Below are 1,331 nucleotides of genomic sequence, written 5' to 3' on the forward strand. Positions count from 1 at the left end.
GTCGAGGACATCGGCATCACGCTGGGCCAGGCCTTTGCGCGCGCCGTCGGCGACAAGAAGGGCCTGCGCCGCTATGGCCACGCCTATGTGCCGCTGGACGAAGCGCTGTCGCGCGTGGTGATCGACTTCTCCGGCCGCCCGGGCCTGCACATGGATGTGAAGTTCACGGCCGGACGCATAGGCCAGCTCGACACGCAACTGGTCTACGAGTTCTTCCAGGGCTTCGTGAACCACGCGGGTGCCACGGTGCACATCGACAATCTCAAGGGTTTCAACGCCCACCACCAGTGCGAGTCGGTGTTCAAGGCGTTCGCGCGCGCGCTGCGCGCCGCGCTCGAAATCGACCCGCGTGCGGCCACGACCATTCCCTCGACCAAGGGCTCTCTGTGAAAATAGAGACGACTTACGCACGAATTCCATTGCTACAGCTATGAATATGCAAGCAAATACCGTCGCCGTGGTCGACTATGGCATGGGCAACCTGCGCTCGGTCTCGCAGGCCGTCAAGGAGGCCGCGAAAGGCACGGGCTGGCAGGTCGTGGTGACCGCCGACCCCGAGGTAGTGCGCGCCGCGGACCGCGTGGTGCTGCCCGGCCAGGGCGCAATGCCCGATTGCATGCGCGAACTCGCGAGTTCGGGCCTGCGCGAGCCGGTGCTCGAAGCCGCGCGCAGCAAGCCGCTGTTCGGCGTCTGCGTCGGCATGCAGATGCTGCTCGACCACAGCGAGGAGGGCGATACGCCCGGCCTGGGCCTGATTCCGGGCGTGGTGCGCAAGTTCCAGCTTGAAGGCCGCACCCAGCCCGATGGCAGCCGCTTCAAGGTGCCGCAGATGGGCTGGAACCGCGTGCACCAGAGCCAATCGCACGCCATCTGGCAAGGCGTGCCCGACGACAGCTTCTTCTATTTCGTCCACAGCTTCTATGCGCAGCCGCTGTCGGCCGCGCATTGCGCGGGCGAAGCCGACTACGGCGGGAGCTTTGCCGCGGCCATCGCGCGCGATAATATTTTCGCCACCCAGTTCCACCCCGAGAAAAGCGCGGACCAGGGCCTGGCCCTGTTCCGCAATTTCCTGCACTGGAAACCCTGATTCCTGTTCCCCGCCGGCCCCGCCGGCAACCTTTCCTTTTCAATCATCATGCTGCTCATTCCCGCCATTGACCTCAAGGACGGCCACTGCGTTCGCCTCAAGCAGGGCGACATGGACCAATCCACCACTTTCGGTGAAGACCCCGCGGCCATGGCCCGCAAGTGGGTCGATGCGGGCGCACGCCGCCTGCATCTGGTCGATCTCAATGGCGCGTTCGCGGGTGCGCCCAAGAACAATGCAGCGA

Annotated in this window: 3 protein-coding genes; all 3 read left to right on the forward strand. The window is 65.0% G+C overall.

What is annotated here, in order from left to right; all coding sequences use genetic code 11:
• The coding region (locus tag D3H34_RS32710; RefSeq protein WP_147400599.1) for an imidazoleglycerol-phosphate dehydratase at nucleotides 1-390 on the forward strand (390 nt) is incomplete at its 5' end.
• A 40-nt stretch (nucleotides 391-430) separates the two neighbouring features.
• Complete coding sequence (hisH, locus tag D3H34_RS32715) at nucleotides 431-1,087, forward strand: imidazole glycerol phosphate synthase subunit HisH (RefSeq protein ID WP_119558871.1); 657 nt, start codon at nucleotides 431-433, stop codon at nucleotides 1,085-1,087.
• 48 nt (nucleotides 1,088-1,135) lie between these two features.
• The coding region (locus D3H34_RS32720) for a HisA/HisF-related TIM barrel protein (RefSeq protein WP_286186566.1) at nucleotides 1,136-1,331 on the forward strand (196 nt) is incomplete at its 3' end.

This window comes from Acidovorax cavernicola (genome assembly GCF_003581445.1).

Excerpts from the sequence above, each read along its gene's own strand:
- hisH (WP_119558871.1), top strand. The coding sequence starts at position 431 with ATGAATATGCAAGCAAATACCGTCGCCGTGGTCGACTATGGCATGGGC.